Origin of the sequence: Bacillus sp. MT(2024) (assembly GCF_036362845.1) — a bacterium.
Classification (GTDB): domain Bacteria; phylum Bacillota; class Bacilli; order Bacillales; family Bacillaceae; genus Bacillus; species Bacillus velezensis.
In genome coordinates this window covers 2,989,565-3,006,394 of sequence record NZ_CP143632.1, presented here as the reverse complement: position 1 = coordinate 3,006,394, position 16,830 = coordinate 2,989,565, and the positions used below count along the sequence as shown (strand labels likewise).

The following is a 16,830-nucleotide window of genomic DNA, read 5'->3' as shown; positions in this document are numbered from 1 at the left end:
ATGGCGAAAACTTACGTTGTACTCGACTTAGAAACGACAGGACTCGATTATCAGTCCGAACAAATTACGGAAATCGGTGCAATTAAGATTGACGAAAGCTTTAACGAAATTGATCGCTTCCATACGATGGTTGCGTTGGAAGAGGGGCGAGAGCTGCCGGAATTCATTACGAAACTGACCGGCATCACAGCGGCCGATCTCGAAGGCGCGCCGACTGAAGCCGAAGCGCTCGAAAAGCTGAACGAATTTATTGGTGACTCGATTGTAGTTGCGCAAAACGCTCCGTTCGATCTGTCGTTTATCAGTCGAGGAGGGATCGAGCCCGAACGGTTCTATTGTACGCGAGCTATGGCGCGTTTTGTTGAGCCGGAATTGTCTGCGAGCCTTAAGGACGTGGTTAACCGCCACGATATCTCGCTTGAAGGACATCATCGGGCGCTTAACGACGTAGAAGCGACGATTAAAGTTTTCCGGATCTATCTACCGCATGTAAGAGAGGAGTATAACGAGTTCGAAAACATCGTTCAAGACTCCGCAGATCGTCCACTGAAGTTTAAGCCTAAGAACGCAATTGTCCGCAAAGTTCACATGGTTGCGTTGGATCATACGGACTTAATTCGTTTGGTTCGAGCGTTTCCGGAGGATCACGATATGTTTGCCAAGCTGGGTAGTATTATCGGCCGTACGATGAATAAGGGAGGCGGTTTAGTTGGTTAAATTGACGATTGAACAACTGGAAGATATGGCGTTTGAGGGCGGAATTGATATCGACGATGTGACCTATACAGTCGTAGAGGAAAGCGAGTGGGAGCACGGGCACAAGCACCAAAGAAAAACCGTTATTTTCACCGACGGAAATAAACATTATCGCGGAGAAATTGGCAGATCCGGATCTGAATGGACTGACTGGACGTATGACAGCGCAATTTACGGAGCCGACGATCCGGCCGAAATTACCGAGGTAGAAAAACGAGAAGTCGTAGTAACGAAGTGGGTGGCAGTTTGACGAACGCAAACGCACGATCAGCCGCAAATTCACTGCGCGCCCATTTAGCGCCGCAACAAACCGAGGAACAAGAATTCGCTCAGTTTATCGCGCAAGAGTTTAACGATATGCTATACGAATTCCATAAACATCCACAGCCTTATGACGAGTTAATGGACGCTGAATTACACGAGCAATATGCGCGGATTTTACGCGAGCAGGCAGAGCCGGGTTATTTCAGTTGGAAGAAGGCACCGGACGGAACGCCGCGGCCTGCATTTTCGCCGAGCGGAGCGAGTAAATCGGAGCGTGAATTATACGAGAAAGCGCGTAAGGCAATGCGTGATCCACAAGCACCTACGCCAAACCAACGAAACTGGACGGCACTCGGCTCGCAGGTCGGCGATTATATTCAGCGTGAGGTATTACTTGCCGAACGTCATTATAAAAGGTTGACGGGTTTAAAGCCGAAGTTTCGTTTTGAACGGACAGCCCGAGGTGAGCCGAAGTTCGAGCATTTCGTTAAGGTAATGCACGAAGTTGAACACAACGGAGAAAAGTTTGCTCTAAACGGGTTACCAGACGGAATCTTAATCTACACCGCAGATGATGGCCGAGAGTATCGCGTAGGACTCGAGGTAAAGTCGTTTCAAAAAAGCTACTCGGAGTTTAAGAGGAAGGATAAACCGAAGTCGAGCCACGTAGATCAGACGATTTGTTACTCGGAAATGTACGACCTAGATTACTACATCGTCCTTTACCATCTGACGTACGGCGTAAAGTGGGACCAAGACCTTAACCGCAATAAAACGTTTGGAATCTTTATTACGCAAGAGGATCGTGAGAAGACGTTTGATAAGTTCGCCAACGTAGCTAAGGCGGTCAGACTTTCGCAAGTGCCTTCGTTGGATCTGTTCGAGTGGGATTATTACGAATACAAACGCTCGACTGCGCTAGCTTTGACTGATGAGGAACTTGCCGATTTATATTCGTTGAAGAGTCGGATGCTTAGATCGCGATTACCAGACTGGAAAAAACAGCGATTAGTAGATGCGCTAGAGTTTATCGAAAAAGTACGCAAAGGGGAGGCGGTTTGATGACCTTCTTAGCTTATCGCCAAATTATCTTGGACTACGAAATGCATGTCATCTATCGAACTAGGAGCGGGCTAATTGACAACGAAAAATCAACACGCCTTCTCGATAAATTAGACGAATGGAATAAAACCGGGTGTGAGGTTCTTTCGTATGACTAGCGCCAAGCCTATCCGCATTCTCGCGTTAGATATATCGACTAATCCCGGCTTTGCGGTCATCGAAGTCAAACGGCTGAAGTCAGGTCCGCGCGTGAATCTCGTACACGTAACGTCTGTCAGCACGACGAGCCAGTCGCCGGACAGCCACCGGTATTCCTATATCGAGGCAGCGGCAACGATGGTCCTGCACGAACACGGACCGTTCGACGTTGTTGTCCGGGAGCATTACACGAAAGGGCGCAATAGGCGATCGACCCAAACGGTGTTTGGTGCGTGGGCTGTCATCGACTTAGCGCTTGGTAAATACGGCTATAAGGCGGATGTGGAGATCACGCCGACAACGGTTAAAAAGGACGTAACCGGAAAAGGCAGCGCATCAAAAGACGAAGTAGAGGCGGGAGTAAGGCGGATGATTTCGCTCCCAGCCGACTTTACGTTTCGGACAGATGACGAATCGGATGCGGTGGCGATTGGGCTTTCGTATCTTGTGCGCGAGAAGATTATAAAACCTGGGGAGGCGGAATGATGGAGCGTTTAATTAAATGGGGAACGATCGCAGTGATTGCGCTGGCTGTGTTTGTTTTCGTGGTAGGGGCGCCGGCATATACGATTGCGTCTTACCATAACGAAAACACTTACGTAATAAAGGTAACGGATAAAGAAACGAAAACGTCTGACGATTCCTCGAAGTATCTGATTTTCGGAGATGACGAGAAAGGTAACGCGAAAGTGTTCGAAAATACCGACGCTTTGTTCGCGCGGAAGTTTAATTCCAGCGATCTGTACGCGGAGATCGAAATCGGTAAGACGTACGAATTCAAGACGATCGGCTTCCGTATTCCATTCATGTCGAACTACGAAAACATAATGACGGTGAAGGAGAAGTGATGCGAATGTTTAAGCGGAGATTAATCGAAACGCTTTCGTGGATACTCACAATCGCAACGTTCTTTCTGTTGGTTAGATTTCTGATATGGGCGATAGAATCTCCCGTAGCAAGGGCGATCTTTACGATTGCGGCTGTATTCGGACTGCTTCTCGTCGGGCTTTACGGAATCGTCCGTTTTATCTTATGGCTGATCGTCGAACCATATCGCGCACATAAACGCGAGAAGGAGGGGGCGGCCGAATGATGGGCTCAGCGACGGACGCGCAACTACAGCAGATGTTACGAATTCATCGCAAAGGACTTGCCGAAGATGATTACGCAATTAGTCGGCACGAACGGCAGCTTATCGAACTGCGGATCGAAAGAGATCGTCGGCTTGCGAATATAGTGGCGCTGGAAGAAGAAATCGAGAGACGGAAGGGGTAGATCGGATGCTAATCGCTTACTACTCGCTGACCGGCAATGTCCGCCGATTCGTCGCGAAGACCGGTCTGGCTGCCGTTGAAATTAAGCCGGGACTGATGATCGCCGAGCCGTTCGTATGCGTGACCGGTACGTACGGATTCGGTCAGGTCGCCGGCACGGTTTCGGACTTCCTTGCGGATAACAGCGACTATCTTGCGGCCGTGGCTGCGTCGGGTAATCGTATATGGGCGGATAATTACGCAAAGGCTGCGGATTTGATTAGTAAGGAATTCAGAGTCCCTATTCTGTGTAAGTTCGAATTAGCTGGAACGGACTCAGACGTACAGTTTTTTAAACAGGAGGTGAGGTCGTGTATAAGATCGGAGACAGTTTCGAGACAAGACATGGAACGCCCTATAGAATAGTAGGCTTTGGTCAGGATAAGAGGAATAAAACAGTTTACGTTATAGAGTTTCCTTGCGGAATTAGAAGGAGCGCGTACTCCCATAATATAAAGAATGGGAAGGTTAAGTATCCTTACGACAAAAATGTAGCTGGTGTTGGGTTTTTAGGATTAGCAAGTTACAAAGGGAACGAAAAGATCTACCATGTTTGGAGAGGAATCCTCCGAAGATGTTACGACCCTAGAAGAAAGGACTATCTTCGTTATGGAGGTGCGGGAGTCACAGTATGTAAAGAGTGGTTTTCCTTTGAGAAGTTTTTGAAAGATGTACCTAACTTACCTGGGTGGGACTTCGATAAATTTAAACGTGGTGAAATTCAACTTGATAAGGATCTCCTATCTGTTGAGGGGAAGATCTATTCTAAAGAAACTTGTTGCTTTTTATCGCCAAGAATGAACAACGTATTAAAATACAGAGGAGGCGCCGCATGACGAATAAACACGCAAGCTATATCGAACTTAATAACGAAATTATGATACAGAAGGACGGCCGGTTCCAATTCGAAAAGGATATCGAAGCCGTCCGCGCTTATTTTATTGACTACGTAAATCAAAACACCGTATTTTTCCACGACCTTCGCGAAAAGCTCGACTATCTGCGCGAGAACGATTACTACGAAACCGAATTCCTCGACGCCTATACGTTCGATGAAATCAAGGCGGTCTATCAGGCGGCCTATGCGCACAAGTTCCGATTCCCTTCGTTCATGAGCGCGTTCAAATTCTATAACGACTATGCGATGAAGACGAACGACGGCAAAAAGATCCTTGAACGATACGAAGACCGCGTTTCTGTTGTCGCGTTATTCTTCGCGGGAGGAGACGCAGCCAAGGCGATCGAGTACGTAGATTTGATGATGCGGCAAGAATACCAACCGTCAACGCCGACGTTCTTGAATGCGGGCCGGAAGCGTCGGGGCGAGCTCGTTTCCTGCTTCCTGCTCGAAGTGGGCGACTCGTTAAATGACATCGAAAGGGCCGTCGGGATCTCGATGCAGCTATCGAAAGTAGGCGGAGGCGTGTCGTTGAATCTATCGAAGATTCGCGCGAAAGGTGAAGCGATTAAAGGCATCGAGAATGTAACGAAAGGCGTCGTCGGAGTTATGAAGCTCCTCGATAATGCATTCCGATATGCAGATCAGCAAGGTCAAAGACAGGGGTCGGGCGCGGCGTACCTAAACGTATTCCATGCGGACATTAACGATTTCTTGGATACGAAGAAAATCAGCGCAGATGAAGACGTACGCGTTAAAACGTTATCGATCGGCGTGGTCATTCCGGATAAATTCATCGAACTGGCGCGAGAGAATCGGCCGGCTTACGTTTTCTATCCGCACACCGTTTACAAAGCGTATGGCCAACACTTAGACGAAATGGATATCGGAGAGATGTACGATCAGCTCGTCGATAATCCGGCTGTCCGTAAAGATAAGATCGACGCGCGGAAGTTGCTCGAAAAGCTCGCCGTGCTGCGTTCCGAATCGGGCTATCCGTATATCATGTTCGAAGGCAACGTAAACGCGGAGCATGCGAACAGCCACATATCGAAGGTGAAGTTTTCGAATTTGTGCTCGGAGGTCCTTCAGGCGTCGCAAGTATCGGAATACACCGACTATGGCGAACCGGACGAAATCGGCCTCGATATCTCGTGTAATCTCGGATCACTCAACGTTGCGAACGTTATGGCAAACGGAGACTTCGAATCTATCGTCAAGCTGTCCGTCGATGCTCTCACGCGAGTCTCGGAAACTTCGAATATTAAGAACGCGCCGGCTGTTGCGCGGGCTAACCGGGAGATGCGTTCGATCGGCCTCGGCGCAATGAATCTGCACGGATACTTGGCGCAGAACGGTATCGCTTATGAATCGGAAGAAGCGCGGGATTTTGCTAACGTATTCTTCGCGTTGGTGAATTATTGGTCGCTTGTGCGTTCGATGGAGCTCGCAAAAGAAACCGGCAGCACGTACGAGGGATTCGAAGGATCGACGTATGCGGACGGTAGCTATTTCGAAAAGTATACAAACCACCTGAAAAAATTCCTACCTAAGACTGCTAAAGTCGCGGCATTATTTGAAGGAGTGTTTATTCCTGATCATACGTATTGGACGGACCTTGCGAATGACGTCGAGGAGTACGGCCTCTATCACTCATACAGATTGTGTATCGCGCCGACCGGATCTATTTCGTATGTGCAGTCGGCTACGGCGTCAGTTATGCCGATTATGGAACGCATAGAGGAGCGTACGTACGGCAATTCGAAGACGTATTATCCAATGCCGGGGCTATCGCCGCAAAACTGGTTCTTCTACAAGGAAGCGTACGACATGGATATGTTTAAGGTCGTCGATATGATCGCAACGATTCAGCAACACGTCGATCAAGGCATCTCGTTTACGTTGTTCTTGAAGGATACGATGACGACACGCGATCTAAACCGGATTGACTTATACGCCCATCATAGAGGCATTAAGACGTTGTATTATGCGCGGACAAAGGATACCGGTCAGGAAGGCTGTTTATCATGCGTGGTTTAAACGAAGAGGAGGGACGATTATGCCATCAGTTGTGTATGCTGCGGACGGTCCATTATACAATGCTGAGGAACTTCTGAAACATATTAAGGCCGCTGATTTACTTGCAATACCATGGGAAATAAAAAAATTAGAGGACGGATATTCTTATTTGATTCTAGGAGTTTCGCGAGATAAGGAGGACGAATAATTGGTGCACCCATTGACGGACGAAGAAATCGCGGAATTACGGCGGTATGAGCGATGGTGCTACGATACTATGAATCACGCTACAATCGCGCCTAGAATACTAACGGCATTGCTAGACGGTTACAAGAAGGAGGACGATTAATTGACGAACGCAAACGCAATCCATACGGCGGCCGACTGGTCGCGCCACGAAGACGACTTCACGCAAATGTTCTACGCGCAGAACGTTAAGCAGTTCTGGCTTCCGGAAGAGATTTCGCTTAATGGCGATCTCCTTTCGTGGAAGGCGCTGAGCCCGGCCGAGCAGACGACGTACATGCGGGGCCTTGCCGGCCTAACGCTATTAGACACGGAGCAGGGAAATACCGGAATGCCTATCATCGCGCAGCACATCGTCGGCCACCAACGGAAAGCCGTCCTTAATTTCATGGCGATGATGGAGAACGCTGTCCACGCGAAGTCCTATTCGAATATATTCATGACGCTAGCGCCTACCGAAACTATTAACGAAGTATTCGAATGGGTTAAGACCAATCCGTATTTGCAGCGGAAGGCGGCGCTGATAACCGGCCTATATCGCGACATAAAAGAAGGCGATGTACTTTCGCTGTATAAGGCGCTTGTGGCTTCGGTTTACCTCGAAAGCTTCCTGTTTTATTCCGGCTTTTATTATCCGTTATATTTCGCGGGCCAAGGCAAGCTAACGAGCAGCGGCGAGATCATTAACCTTATCATTCGCGATGAGGCGATCCACGGCGTATACGTCGGCTTATTGGCGCAGGAGATCTACGGAAAGCAAGAGCCGGACGTCCAGCTAGAGATGCGCGACTTTGCCGTCGAGCTACTGACGGAACTGTACGATAATGAGGTCGCATATACCGAGGATCTATACGATGCGGTCGGCTTAACGCACGATGTAAAGCGATTCCTTCGTTACAACGCGAATAAGGCGCTACAAAACCTCGGCTTCGATCCGTATTTCGAAGAGGAAAGGCCGAATCCTATCGTCATGAACGGCCTGAATACGAAGACGAAATCGCACGACTTCTTCTCGCAAAAAGGAAACGGCTATAAGAAGGCGACGGTCGAGGCGCTAAAGGATTCGGATTTTTATTTCGAGGGATAATTGCGCGGTTTTTCTACTAGGTGCATATTATTTCACGTAGGATGTCGCAAAACGGGCGATTACTTACCCATTATATAAGTGAGGAGGTCATCGCCTATGAAACGATTTATCAGCGCTACGGCAACGATCATCGCCGGACTGCTTTTCGTACTGCCGTACATCCATACGATAGGGTTCCGGTGGTTTTCGATAGTGGCCGTGTTCGCCTTGATCGCGATATTAACGAAGGAGGAAACGAGATGAACGTAAATATAAAACGATTATCACCTGACGCACAGATTCCGGATTATGCGCACGCAACAGACGCCGGCTTCGATTTAGTCGCGGCAAAGGACGTTATTATCGAACCGGGCGAAACTGCGTGTGTGCCGACGGGCTTGGCGTTCGAGATTCCGGAGGGGTACGAAATGCAGATCCGACCGCGATCAGGCATTACGTTGAAGACGCCTTTACGCGTTCAGCTCGGTACAGTTGACGCAGGCTATCGAGGAGAGGTCGGAGTGATTGTCGATAATATCTCCGAAAGAACATCGTTAACTTCGATAAAGTACGAACATATTGATGGAACTGCTACGGAAACAGAAAAGCATGATCGGTACTGTAGTCGGTACGGTGATTACGTTGAACAAGATGAAGTTGCGTATAAGACTTATCTCATCCGCAAAGGTGATCGCATCGCACAAGCCGTAATCAAGCCGGTCGAACAAGCGGTGTTTACGGAGGTTGATACGCTCGGCGATAGCGATCGTGGTGCGGGCGGCTTCGGGAGTAGCGGGGTGTCGTCGTAATGGCGCAAATATATGCGTGCTTTATGAACGGCAAGCTGTACGGATGGGGTGACCTCGAATATATGAACGAGCTATTTCGCGATTACGTTGTTTATTGCGAGATGTATGGAAGAGACGACTGTACATTCCGGATAACTACGCAAGAGAAAGCTCGCCGTTTATTGATTAACGAAACTATTCGAGAAAACGGCGAAGCATTAAACCGATTGGAGGACGAATAAATGGCGGAAACCAAAATGAACGTACAGCTACTTGCACATACGCAACTAAGCGAGAAGTTTTATCGTTCTCTCAATTACGGAAATTATGACGTTATTCTCGGATGTTTTGACGGTAATCACGTTGAAGATCACGATGTAACTGACGGCCAAGCGGTCGCCCTAACCGCAATCAGAACGTGCTACAGCGCAAACAAACCGTCCGAAATCGTCACAAAGGAAGGCGCCAAGTATTTCGGTTCCAAAGCGTCAGATGGCGGCGCAGGCACGGACGCCGACCGATTGTTCCGACATATCTTCGCATCCAAACACACGTCGACGTTGGAGCATATCTCGTTCACCTTTGCGATCGAAGGCGTCAGCCGGGCGTTACTGGCGCAACTTACACGGCATCGCGTTGGTTTTAGCTTCAGCGTTCAGTCACAGCGGTATGTGCGGATGGGGAGCGACGATAGATCGGGAGGGTTCGATTACGTGATCCCGGATAAGGTTAAGACCTGCACGAAAGAATTAGATTTATACGGAGGAGGGGACGTTCCTTTTAGCGCGAGAGAGATATTCGTAGATGCTCTACGTGAGCTACAGGATGCTTACGATTACTTACGCGAAATGGGAGTGCCCGCCGAAGATGCGAGAGCTGTCCTACCGAACGCGGCCGCAACGAATCTCGTAATGACTGCGAATCTGACTGCGTTGCTTTCGTTCTATTCCAAACGTAAAAAGGGACGCGGCGCACAGGCGGAAATCACCGAATTAGCCGAAGCGCTGAGACGCGAAGTGGTCGCCGTGGAACCATGGACGGACCAGTTTTTCGAGGAGGTGTAAGCATCGGTATACTAACGAATCTAGCGATGTCAACGCAATTACTCACGAACCCGACCGCCAAGCCACCTGAGCCACCACCGCCTGAGCCACCTCGCATTACCGAGGAAGAATACGCGTTACAGAAGGCGGAAGCCGTTATCGAAGGCAAGGACGCTGAACTGGCGTCCAAGGATGCGAAGATAAAAGCGCTCGAATCCGAACTTGCTTCCGTAAAAGACGAAGTCAAGGCGCGGGCTAACGAAAAGCGCGAGAAGCCGCCTCATAAGCACGCACAAACATCCGGCTGGCAAACGTTCGAGGCGTCTGCGTATACGGCTTATTGCGCGGAAGGGTGTACCGGAACAACAGCGACCGGCTTCGACGTCAGCCATACGATCTATCACGCAGGCAAGCGCATCATAGCGGTCGATCCGTCAGTGATTGCGTTAGGCTCGGCGGTTGAGGTGCGGCAGGCGGACGGTACGACGTTTGAGGCCGTGGCGCAGGATACTGGGGGCGCGATTAAGGGCGCCAAGATTGACGTCTTAGTTGCGAATGAGGCTGACGCGGCTCAGTTCGGGCGGCAGTCGGTGCAGGCTCGCGTAATAAATTAACGGGAGGGCTATCGGATGGAATTAAAGCTAAGTCAGGCGGAGGTACAGAACGCGATAACCGATTATGTTCGTAAGAAAGGACTAAACGTGGGTGTGAAACGGGTTGAATACGTCGGTCCGTACGGAGACTTTCTTAATCATCTTGATTATGCGGTATTAGAATTCGAAAACGGGGAGGCGGAATAAATGACGGAAACTAACGCAAGCATCCACGTACTGGCTGACGAAACACTCGGCGGTATCAAGCGCGAATACGTAGAGGTCGATCGGAAGGCGGAGGTCGGCGAGAAGATCGTCATCGTAAACGCAGACGTTCAATGTGAAGAGCCGTATCATAACGGATATAGATTTGAGGTGGAAAGTTTACTCGGTTGCAGTAGGGGCATACAGACGGCATGTCATCGAGATATCTTCGATTTTGAATATCACGTACTCGAGCCGACCGACATCGTTCATATTGACGGCGAGCGCTACGAATTAACCGATCGCAAGGCGGAAGTGGGCGAGAAGATTATTCACCTATACGAAGGCGAATCGAGTGGAATCGCGAGAGAGGTCCGTAAGACTGATGACGAAGGAGTAGAAGTCGATCCGTATAAAGACGAAGAAGGAGTGTGGATCGGTTTAGATCACGGATATTATCGCGTACTCGTCCCGGTCGAAACCGCCGAAGACGAACCGAAGCCAGCCGACCCAATCGACGTTATCGCCAGTTTAGCGAAAGAGGTTGCGGCTTTAAAACGAACAGTCAATCGCCATAGAGACGAAATCGACACGCTGTATAAAGACAAACGGACGCTCGGCGAAGAGTTAGCGCGGTTGAAGGAGCCGACGAAGACTGCAGAGTGCGCTCCGATTGATGCGCCGCTAGTTTTTATTCAACGGAAAATTGGCGATGCGTTTGACGTGTATCAAGACGGTAAGAAATTGCGCGGAGTAAGGCATATTCGTATTGACGCCGCGGATGGTGAATTCACCACGCACGATATCGAATTTGTTTCCGGGGCAACTGAGGAGGAGCGCCCATGAAGCTCGCCCTAACCGCACCGTTACGCGCAGGCAAGTCGCAGGCCGCCGGCTATCTATCGACGTATTACGATTTCCAAACGTTCGCCTTCAGTGACGAATTAAAATCGGCTTTCCATCGCGCATTCCCTTCCGTACCTGAAAAGCCGAAGCCGCGGGCGTATTATCAAGAATTCGGTCAGGCGGTGCGGAAGATACTCGGCGAGAACGTCTGGATAGACGCATGCATGGCGAAAGTTGACGCATACACGGCGCTCTTTTCACGCAAATGTGATTGCGGCTTACCCCCGTCCCTGAAGAATCGCGTACTGATCGAAGACGTTCGGCAGCAGAACGAATATGACCGGCTGCGCGCCGAAGGATTTGCGATCGTCCGCATCACAGCGCCGGAGGAATTACGGATCGAACGCGCACAAAAGGCCGGCGACGATTTTGATTTAGCAGCGCTCGATCATCCGACTGAAAAAGCGCTGCAAACTTTCGAAGTTGATTACGAAATTGTTAACGATGGGACGTACGAGCAGCTTTATGCGAAGTTGGACGATTTAATGGCGGAGGTGGGCGTTAGATGACGGAGATTCCGAATCACGAACCGAAAACACTAAGCGAAAAAGCTTTGAGATATATGTACGCCAATCCAAAACGTAGATTTATTCATTCTACAGACAAAGCGGCGGCTACAATACCGGCGGTCATCTATAAGGGAGTGCCTTACGGTGTCTTCTATCCCGTACCACATAACGAAAGGAGCGAATACATGGGCGACTTTAATTTAACGCCACAACAGCCGGCGAACGGACTGACTGTGCTCGAATTATTCTGTGGAGGCGGACTGGGAGCAATCGGCTTTAAGGCGGCCGGCTTTGATATCGTAAAGGCGCTGGACTTCGATAAGAACGCCGTCAAAGCCTACCGCCACAACTTTGGTGATTACGTAGAACAGGCGGACATTAACGAAATTGGTATCGACAATTTGCCGGACACAGACGTTATATTCGGAGGGCCGCCATGCCAAGACTTCTCGGTTGCGGGTAAAGGTGCCGGGGCAGATGGAGAACGCGGTAAACTCGTATGGCGGTATCTCGAAATCATTGAACGAAAGCAACCGAAAGCCTTCGTATTTGAAAACGTAAAAGGGTTGATAACGAAGCGCCACCGCCCTACATTCGACGCACTTATCGAGAAGTTTAACGAAATAGGTTACGAGATTGAGTGGAAAGCGCTGAGCGCGTGGGACTACGGAGTAGCACAGAAGCGAGAGCGCGTGTTTATCGTCGGAATTCGAAAAGACCTCGGATTCACCTTCGAGTTTCCGAAGCCGTTAGAAGGCGATTTTCAGACGCGAGTCCTGCGGGATGTTATCGGGGATTTGCCTGAGCCTGAGCGCCAAGATTGCGGAAAGTATTGGACGCCAAAAAGCGAATACACATACGGCCAAGCTAACCGCGTGCAATCGCTAGACAAACCGTCTAATACAATTCCGGCGCACCATAACAGCGGACAGCCGATCCATCCGACCGAAGCACCACGACGATTCACCGTTCGCGAATGTCTCCGAATCCAATCTGCGCCAGACACTTACGTCCTGCCAGACGATATTTCTTTATCGGCGCAATACCGGATTGTCGGAAACGGAATTGCTTCGCGTGTAGCGTGGTATATCGGATGTGCATTGGCGGATCAGCTACGATTTAAATCGAAAGCATAAACGCCGGAAGGGTACGCCATATACGGCTGCTTTGCGGCTTCCTCTTCGCCAATCATCTGAAAACGTAGCGGAAGGTCCTCGTCTTTGAAGCCGGCCGCCTTAATTACTTTGCTTGCGGCTTTATTATACGAACGCTTATCGAATTTGAACGGAGTCGCATCGGCCTTTACGCTTTCAGGCTTCGCGCAAACAAGGCGATTCGCTTCGTCATCGTAGCCGATCGTCAGGTAAAACGGTGCTTTGTCGGGCAGGCCGATGATCTTACGTGCGCCGGACGAAACGTATATTCTTCGTTGTTTATCAAGCGTTATGTAAGCGTCATTACTTTGCGCTGAAATCCAATTAATAACCATACGGATACACCTCGATTATACATTATACGGAAATTATATTCGCTTTTGGGGCGAAAGTCAAACGAAAAGGGGCGAAGGGATGGGTACAGTCAAAATCGATCTACACCGCAAGGATCGCGAATTTAACGCTGCATATGCGTTATCTAACGCAGAGGGCGTCAAGTTGCTACTCGCCGATTACCAGAAGTTCGTCAGCCGGAAGCGGTGCGGCGACTATGCGGCCGTAGAAGTGCTAATCGACATTCATAAAGCGATTGAGCTCGCCGGCTTAACGGATCGGCAACGGCAGGCGATCGAGCTCGTTTACTTCGGGGAGTTAACGCAAGCCGAGGCGGGCGAACGGATGTACATTTCTAGGGAGGCGGTCAAACTGTACCTCTTAAAAGCCACCGAAAAGATCGCGGACATTTATTACTATTGGGCCGGTCACGGCGAAGGATACACGACAGGAGGACGGATTGATGGATAAAACGATTTTGCACGAAACGATTACGGAAATGTACAAACGCACTAAGGGCGGCAAGATGACGCGGCAGGAACGTATTGAGGAAATAACGGCCTTATCAGACGCTTATTACGACTCTACCGGAGAGCACCCGGAGCCGTCAGCGCTTGAGCGAATGGCTAATCTCGTACTCTACGAAGAGCTTTCCGATTCACATCCGGACAAGATGACGCGCGAAGAGTACCCGATCATGAGCGAAACCCAGTTCGAAGAGCGATATAAACGAGAGGCTTCGGATAAATTGGCGGAGGAATACGACCAAACCGGCTCCTATAAAGGTCGGCCGATCCGCAGACCACGATCTTCCTACGAAAATAAATTACTGGATAGGCGCGCCAAGGCACGGAATGAAGAGCGTAGGAAAAACTACAATTCTTTTACGAAAGGGTATCTAGTCGCCGTAGGCAAATCGCCGAAAGGGGAGGTGATTACGGAGAGAAGGTATACTCCCGGACAGTTCACCGTAAATATCGCAACCGGCGAAAAAGTTTATCACTAATACCCGTATTTTACTGCGTTAGTTGTCTATACGTTGTGAGGGCGCCCGTTCAGCGCTCTTTTATTTTTGTGAAAAGGAGACGGTATAATGAAGAGATTACGAGTTATTAATACGGAGACAGGCGAAGACTGGTCGGAAATGTACACGCTGCGGCACCGCAACCAAGACGCAGCCTTTCGTCAGAAGCAAGAAAAAACAGCCGATCGGCGCGATTTCTCAAACGCCAATATGTCTAATATTCACGAAGTCTATGACGCTCTTACGACGGCACAGTGCGGCTACCTGATGCTGCTTCAATGCTACGTCGATTACAACGGTGTCCTTATCAAGTCTAGCCGCAACAAAACGCCGATGACCACTGCGGACATGATGGACGTTTTGCAGCTCGGTAAAAAACCTCGGTCCTTTTACGACTTCCTCTCCGCCTGTACCGAGCACGACATTATCCGGGAAGAGGCCGGCTTATACAGCGTAAATGAGCGCTATCATTTCAAAGGGAATTTCGGTAGCCAGCAAGTCGTCAAGCTTTACAGCGCGAAGATTAAACGGGTGTACAGCGAAGTGAAGGCGACTGACATCGGTCTGATCTACCGTATGCTACCGTTTATTCACTACGAAACAAACGCTCTGTGCGCAAATCCTTTCGAAAAGAATCCGAAGCGAATTCGCTGGTTCAATAAGAAGGAGCTTGCGTCGGCGATCGGCGTTACTTCGGATACGCTCGGTCGGCGCCTGAAGCAGATGAAATTCGACGGCGAATACGTTGTTGCGCGAATTAAAGTCGGAAGCGAGCCGGAGCGCTACACGTTTAATCCTAACGTATTCTATCGACAATCAAAGACACCGGACAAAACGTTGATTGCGCTGTTTAACGTTAAGAAGGTATAATTTTACTATACCGGAGGTGAGGCGAATGGGAATGCCACGAGGAGCTAATTCGTTAGAAAGCATTATCAGAGGCGCAGGTCCAGCGGAAAGCGCATCACGCGGAGCATAAAACGAAAAAGGACGCCTTATACGGGCGTCTTTATTTTTTATATATTCTTTTTCATCCCACACCGCCGGCACTCCCGAAGAAACTTTCCGCTCTTCACCGAGCTTTTGAACAGCGTATAATCGCAATTGTCGCATCTCCCTGCGCGCTTGTCCGGAAATTCCTTGTATTCGTAAGTGATCGACGTATCAATGCCGTTAGTCTCGTATTTTTCCTCCATTTTCGTTGTACCTCCGTGTCCTACATCGTTGTATAGAACGATTATACCACGAAATTATAATGAGAGAGCCGCTTCAGACGCGTTCAGGTACGATAGGTATCCGAAAGCTCGAAACGGCTCATTTCGTTCATTATTTAACGTTGAATTTCGCTGACTCAAACGTACCGACGTATTTGCGCTTGCCTGAATCCGAATAGCAGTCGATCTGGATAACGTAGGTGCCTTTGCCGGTCTTGCTGCGGATCGACTTCACACTAAACGACTTCAGCGGCGTTGATGTCTTGAAGCTGCCCCGCTGTACTAAATTCGTATCAGTCAACCCGCCGCCGCTGCGCTTTTTATAAACGCCAGCCGTGTAGTACAGCGCTGAGCCGCCTTTCTTTTCGGCTTTCCAATCGACCGTGCTTGCGCTACTGCTGTACGTGGTTGCGTCCGTATATACCCGCGCCTTGTGTCCGAACTTCTCCGTCTGCCAGCCCGACCATGCCGCGTCAGCTTGCGGAGCCAGTGCAATAGTGCCGGTTAATAAGGTAGCGGTGATTACAAGCGATTTGACTAAACGTTTCATACGATTTCCTCCTCAACTTCCAGCCGCGTACCACACGTAGGGCAGCACGCGTCCGGCTTGATTTCGATATCTAACTTAGCGTAATTGCAATCATGGCAAGTGTATTCAATCATCGTTATGGCTCTCCGTTTCCTTTTCGATTAGATATCCGAAGTAGGTAAGCGCCGTGTTAAAACCGATCTGATACGCGCGTCCGCTGTCCTGAAATATGTTCTTTGGTCGTTCGTACAGGTCGATGATCTGCGCTTTCTGTTTCGTTGTTAATGGCGGATTGTCCGACCACAGGCATCTTATATCAAGCGTCATTTTCCACACCGCCTTTCCGCCGTAAGAGCAGAAGGACAAAAAACACGATCGCCGATCCGATTCCGATATAATCGAGCGCGGAAAGCTTGGCGAAATTCATGCTCGCGATCCATGAGACAAGGACGACAATTAGCAAAATTTCCGTGGTATTAATCCGTTTCATACGTGGTATAATTGATTGACAGGGGCTTTCGCCCCCGTTGGGTTATGTGCGGCGACGGTGTTTCTTGGTCGGAAGCCGTCGCTCTTTTGCTTTCGCCTCTTTGCGCATCTTGCGAAGTTCTAGCGAGAGTTTGAAAATCGCTAACCAAGTGCCAAGGAGCGCGGAAAGCTTTACGATGATGTCAATCAATTTACCGTTCACCTCCTTTCTATAACTCTATT

At 49.5% G+C, this 16,830-nt stretch carries 28 protein-coding genes; 23 read left to right on the top strand and 5 right to left on the bottom strand.

Annotated features, from left to right (window positions below; genetic code table 11):
• From VP472_RS14930 to VP472_RS14835, 20 genes are all read left to right on the top strand, one after another.
• Complete coding sequence (locus VP472_RS14930; protein ID WP_153986721.1) at nucleotides 1-717, top strand: 3'-5' exonuclease; 717 nt, start codon at nucleotides 1-3, stop codon at nucleotides 715-717.
• On the top strand, nucleotides 710-1,006 hold the full coding sequence (locus VP472_RS14925) for a hypothetical protein (protein WP_153986720.1): 297 nt from the start codon (nucleotides 710-712) through the stop codon (nucleotides 1,004-1,006). The genes VP472_RS14930 and VP472_RS14925 overlap by 8 nt, the downstream gene beginning before the upstream one ends.
• Nucleotides 1,003-2,082, top strand: a complete 1,080-nt coding sequence (locus VP472_RS14920) for a hypothetical protein (RefSeq protein ID WP_153986719.1) — start codon at nucleotides 1,003-1,005, stop codon at nucleotides 2,080-2,082. The genes VP472_RS14925 and VP472_RS14920 overlap by 4 nt, the downstream gene beginning before the upstream one ends.
• Nucleotides 2,083-2,232: 150 nt before the next feature.
• A complete protein-coding gene (locus VP472_RS14915; protein ID WP_153986718.1) occupies nucleotides 2,233-2,766 on the top strand; it encodes a crossover junction endodeoxyribonuclease RuvC in 534 nt (177 codons plus the stop codon).
• Complete coding sequence (locus VP472_RS14910) at nucleotides 2,763-3,128, top strand: hypothetical protein (RefSeq protein WP_210552525.1); 366 nt, start codon at nucleotides 2,763-2,765, stop codon at nucleotides 3,126-3,128. Before VP472_RS14915 ends, VP472_RS14910 begins: the two co-directional genes overlap by 4 nt.
• A gap of 5 nt (nucleotides 3,129-3,133) precedes the next feature.
• Complete coding sequence (locus VP472_RS14905; RefSeq protein WP_153986716.1) at nucleotides 3,134-3,373, top strand: hypothetical protein; 240 nt, start codon at nucleotides 3,134-3,136, stop codon at nucleotides 3,371-3,373.
• Nucleotides 3,370-3,555 (top strand): hypothetical protein, encoded by a 186-nt coding sequence (locus tag VP472_RS14900; RefSeq protein ID WP_153986715.1) that lies wholly within the window; start codon nucleotides 3,370-3,372, stop codon nucleotides 3,553-3,555. The genes VP472_RS14905 and VP472_RS14900 overlap by 4 nt, the downstream gene beginning before the upstream one ends.
• 5 nt (nucleotides 3,556-3,560) lie before the next feature.
• Nucleotides 3,561-3,959 (top strand): class Ib ribonucleoside-diphosphate reductase assembly flavoprotein NrdI, encoded by a 399-nt coding sequence (nrdI, locus tag VP472_RS14895; protein ID WP_153986714.1) that lies wholly within the window; start codon nucleotides 3,561-3,563, stop codon nucleotides 3,957-3,959.
• Nucleotides 3,905-4,429 (top strand): hypothetical protein, encoded by a 525-nt coding sequence (locus VP472_RS14890; protein WP_094247768.1) that lies wholly within the window; start codon nucleotides 3,905-3,907, stop codon nucleotides 4,427-4,429. Before nrdI ends, VP472_RS14890 begins: the two co-directional genes overlap by 55 nt.
• Nucleotides 4,426-6,531: a class 1b ribonucleoside-diphosphate reductase subunit alpha gene (gene nrdE / locus VP472_RS14885; RefSeq protein ID WP_153986713.1), complete on the top strand. Its 2,106-nt coding sequence runs from the start codon at nucleotides 4,426-4,428 to the stop codon at nucleotides 6,529-6,531. The genes VP472_RS14890 and nrdE overlap by 4 nt, the downstream gene beginning before the upstream one ends.
• Before the next feature lie 19 nt (nucleotides 6,532-6,550).
• Nucleotides 6,551-6,718, top strand: a complete 168-nt coding sequence (locus VP472_RS14880; protein WP_153986712.1) for a hypothetical protein — start codon at nucleotides 6,551-6,553, stop codon at nucleotides 6,716-6,718.
• Nucleotides 6,719-6,877: 159 nt separating this feature from the next.
• On the top strand, nucleotides 6,878-7,843 hold the full coding sequence (nrdF, locus tag VP472_RS14875) for a class 1b ribonucleoside-diphosphate reductase subunit beta (protein WP_153986750.1): 966 nt from the start codon (nucleotides 6,878-6,880) through the stop codon (nucleotides 7,841-7,843).
• A gap of 96 nt (nucleotides 7,844-7,939) precedes the next feature.
• Nucleotides 7,940-8,086: a hypothetical protein gene (locus VP472_RS14870; RefSeq protein ID WP_153986711.1), complete on the top strand. Its 147-nt coding sequence runs from the start codon at nucleotides 7,940-7,942 to the stop codon at nucleotides 8,084-8,086.
• A complete protein-coding gene (locus tag VP472_RS14865; RefSeq protein WP_153986710.1) occupies nucleotides 8,083-8,631 on the top strand; it encodes a dUTP diphosphatase in 549 nt (182 codons plus the stop codon). The genes VP472_RS14870 and VP472_RS14865 overlap by 4 nt, the downstream gene beginning before the upstream one ends.
• Before the next feature lie 221 nt (nucleotides 8,632-8,852).
• Nucleotides 8,853-9,674, top strand: coding sequence for an FAD-dependent thymidylate synthase (gene thyX / locus VP472_RS14860; protein ID WP_227005769.1), 822 nt, complete (start codon nucleotides 8,853-8,855; stop codon nucleotides 9,672-9,674).
• Nucleotides 9,675-9,700: 26 nt separating this feature from the next.
• Nucleotides 9,701-10,267 carry a 3D domain-containing protein gene (locus tag VP472_RS14855; RefSeq protein ID WP_227005768.1) on the top strand — a complete coding sequence of 189 codons (567 nt, stop codon included), beginning with the start codon at nucleotides 9,701-9,703 and terminating at the stop codon, nucleotides 10,265-10,267.
• Nucleotides 10,268-10,282: 15 nt separating this feature from the next.
• The gene (locus tag VP472_RS14850; protein WP_153986708.1) at nucleotides 10,283-10,453 is read left to right on the top strand and encodes a hypothetical protein; all 171 of its coding nucleotides are present in this window, start codon (nucleotides 10,283-10,285) and stop codon (nucleotides 10,451-10,453) included.
• Nucleotides 10,454-11,296 (top strand): hypothetical protein, encoded by an 843-nt coding sequence (locus tag VP472_RS14845; RefSeq protein ID WP_153986707.1) that lies wholly within the window; start codon nucleotides 10,454-10,456, stop codon nucleotides 11,294-11,296. It begins immediately after the preceding gene.
• Nucleotides 11,293-11,865 carry a nucleoside/nucleotide kinase family protein gene (locus VP472_RS14840; RefSeq protein ID WP_153986706.1) on the top strand — a complete coding sequence of 191 codons (573 nt, stop codon included), beginning with the start codon at nucleotides 11,293-11,295 and terminating at the stop codon, nucleotides 11,863-11,865. The genes VP472_RS14845 and VP472_RS14840 overlap by 4 nt, the downstream gene beginning before the upstream one ends.
• A 233-nt stretch (nucleotides 11,866-12,098) precedes the next feature.
• Nucleotides 12,099-13,001: a DNA cytosine methyltransferase gene (locus tag VP472_RS14835; RefSeq protein WP_162008368.1), complete on the top strand. Its 903-nt coding sequence runs from the start codon at nucleotides 12,099-12,101 to the stop codon at nucleotides 12,999-13,001.
• Here VP472_RS14835 and VP472_RS14830 read toward each other — a convergent pair.
• On the bottom strand, nucleotides 12,974-13,354 hold the full coding sequence (locus VP472_RS14830; RefSeq protein WP_153986704.1) for a hypothetical protein: 381 nt from the start codon (nucleotides 13,352-13,354) through the stop codon (nucleotides 12,974-12,976). The genes VP472_RS14835 and VP472_RS14830 overlap by 28 nt on opposite strands.
• 163 nt (nucleotides 13,355-13,517) lie before the next feature.
• Between VP472_RS14830 and VP472_RS14825 the strand changes: the two genes are divergently transcribed.
• From VP472_RS14825 to VP472_RS14815, 3 genes are all read left to right on the top strand, one after another.
• Nucleotides 13,518-13,823 (top strand): sigma factor-like helix-turn-helix DNA-binding protein, encoded by a 306-nt coding sequence (locus VP472_RS14825; protein WP_227005767.1) that lies wholly within the window; start codon nucleotides 13,518-13,520, stop codon nucleotides 13,821-13,823.
• Entirely contained in the window at nucleotides 13,816-14,358 is a 543-nt protein-coding gene (locus VP472_RS14820) for a hypothetical protein (protein ID WP_165698142.1), read from the top strand. Before VP472_RS14825 ends, VP472_RS14820 begins: the two co-directional genes overlap by 8 nt.
• A gap of 87 nt (nucleotides 14,359-14,445) precedes the next feature.
• A complete protein-coding gene (locus tag VP472_RS14815; protein ID WP_153986701.1) occupies nucleotides 14,446-15,246 on the top strand; it encodes a hypothetical protein in 801 nt (266 codons plus the stop codon).
• A gap of 146 nt (nucleotides 15,247-15,392) precedes the next feature.
• Here the strand turns inward: VP472_RS14815 and VP472_RS14810 are convergent, their stop codons facing one another.
• The 4 genes from VP472_RS14810 to VP472_RS14795 all read right to left on the bottom strand — a co-directional run bounded on the left by VP472_RS14810 (nucleotide 15,393) and on the right by VP472_RS14795 (nucleotide 16,798).
• Nucleotides 15,393-15,572, bottom strand: coding sequence for a DUF8096 family protein (locus VP472_RS14810; RefSeq protein WP_013351549.1), 180 nt, complete (start codon nucleotides 15,570-15,572; stop codon nucleotides 15,393-15,395).
• 130 nt (nucleotides 15,573-15,702) lie between these two features.
• Nucleotides 15,703-16,140: a hypothetical protein gene (locus tag VP472_RS14805; protein WP_153986700.1), complete on the bottom strand. Its 438-nt coding sequence runs from the start codon at nucleotides 16,138-16,140 to the stop codon at nucleotides 15,703-15,705.
• Nucleotides 16,141-16,245: 105 nt separating this feature from the next.
• On the bottom strand, nucleotides 16,246-16,446 hold the full coding sequence (locus VP472_RS14800) for a hypothetical protein (RefSeq protein WP_153986699.1): 201 nt from the start codon (nucleotides 16,444-16,446) through the stop codon (nucleotides 16,246-16,248).
• A 205-nt stretch (nucleotides 16,447-16,651) separates the two neighbouring features.
• Entirely contained in the window at nucleotides 16,652-16,798 is a 147-nt protein-coding gene (locus tag VP472_RS14795) for a hypothetical protein (protein ID WP_165698141.1), read from the bottom strand.
• Nucleotides 16,799-16,830 lie beyond the last annotated feature (32 nt).

Bases quoted from the DNA above. Each gene is read 5' to 3' on its own strand.
- VP472_RS14930 (WP_153986721.1), top strand. From the start codon at position 1: ATGGCGAAAACTTACGTTGTACTCGACTTAGAAACGACAGGACTCGAT.
- VP472_RS14915 (WP_153986718.1), top strand. From the start codon at position 2,233: ATGACTAGCGCCAAGCCTATCCGCATTCTCGCGTTAGATATATCGACT.
- VP472_RS14910 (WP_210552525.1), top strand. From the start codon at position 2,763: ATGATGGAGCGTTTAATTAAATGGGGAACGATCGCAGTGATTGCGCTG.
- VP472_RS14905 (WP_153986716.1), top strand. From the start codon at position 3,134: ATGTTTAAGCGGAGATTAATCGAAACGCTTTCGTGGATACTCACAATC.
- VP472_RS14900 (WP_153986715.1), top strand. From the start codon at position 3,370: ATGATGGGCTCAGCGACGGACGCGCAACTACAGCAGATGTTACGAATT.
- nrdI (WP_153986714.1), top strand. From the start codon at position 3,561: ATGCTAATCGCTTACTACTCGCTGACCGGCAATGTCCGCCGATTCGTC.
- nrdE (WP_153986713.1), top strand. From the start codon at position 4,426: ATGACGAATAAACACGCAAGCTATATCGAACTTAATAACGAAATTATG.
- VP472_RS14880 (WP_153986712.1), top strand. From the start codon at position 6,551: ATGCCATCAGTTGTGTATGCTGCGGACGGTCCATTATACAATGCTGAG.
- VP472_RS14870 (WP_153986711.1), top strand. From the start codon at position 7,940: ATGAAACGATTTATCAGCGCTACGGCAACGATCATCGCCGGACTGCTT.
- VP472_RS14865 (WP_153986710.1), top strand. From the start codon at position 8,083: ATGAACGTAAATATAAAACGATTATCACCTGACGCACAGATTCCGGAT.
- thyX (WP_227005769.1), top strand. From the start codon at position 8,853: ATGGCGGAAACCAAAATGAACGTACAGCTACTTGCACATACGCAACTA.
- VP472_RS14855 (WP_227005768.1), top strand. From the start codon at position 9,701: ATGTCAACGCAATTACTCACGAACCCGACCGCCAAGCCACCTGAGCCA.
- VP472_RS14850 (WP_153986708.1), top strand. From the start codon at position 10,283: ATGGAATTAAAGCTAAGTCAGGCGGAGGTACAGAACGCGATAACCGAT.
- VP472_RS14845 (WP_153986707.1), top strand. From the start codon at position 10,454: ATGACGGAAACTAACGCAAGCATCCACGTACTGGCTGACGAAACACTC.
- VP472_RS14840 (WP_153986706.1), top strand. From the start codon at position 11,293: ATGAAGCTCGCCCTAACCGCACCGTTACGCGCAGGCAAGTCGCAGGCC.
- VP472_RS14830 (WP_153986704.1), bottom strand. From the start codon at position 13,354: ATGGTTATTAATTGGATTTCAGCGCAAAGTAATGACGCTTACATAACG.
- VP472_RS14820 (WP_165698142.1), top strand. From the start codon at position 13,816: ATGGATAAAACGATTTTGCACGAAACGATTACGGAAATGTACAAACGC.
- VP472_RS14815 (WP_153986701.1), top strand. From the start codon at position 14,446: ATGAAGAGATTACGAGTTATTAATACGGAGACAGGCGAAGACTGGTCG.
- VP472_RS14810 (WP_013351549.1), bottom strand. From the start codon at position 15,572: ATGGAGGAAAAATACGAGACTAACGGCATTGATACGTCGATCACTTAC.
- VP472_RS14805 (WP_153986700.1), bottom strand. From the start codon at position 16,140: ATGAAACGTTTAGTCAAATCGCTTGTAATCACCGCTACCTTATTAACC.
- VP472_RS14800 (WP_153986699.1), bottom strand. From the start codon at position 16,446: ATGACGCTTGATATAAGATGCCTGTGGTCGGACAATCCGCCATTAACA.